Raw genomic sequence first — 250 nt, forward strand, 5'->3', positions numbered from 1 at the left:
CGTCAGGATACGATTCGTTATGCTCAGGAAGTGGTCAATTCGGCTGAAGAACAAGTTAAAGAGGCTTCTGCCCAATTGACAAAATTCCGTGTGTCCAACGGTATTTTCGACTTGAAGGCGCAATCCGATGTGCAAATGGGTTTGGTGTCTAAATTGCAGGACGAGTTGATTGTCATTCAAACCCAGCTTGACCAGGTAAAAGCTGTTACGCCTGAAAACCCGCAAATTCCAGGTTTGATTGCGCGCGAGA

General features: G+C 46.4%; 1 pseudogene. It reads left to right on the forward strand.

Going from position 1 to position 250, the window contains the following annotated elements:
* A pseudogene (locus ACTHS3_RS18285) lies at positions 1-250 on the forward strand (capsule biosynthesis protein); the annotation flags it as partial.

The organism is Neisseria sp. P0009.S007 (assembly GCF_051962515.1).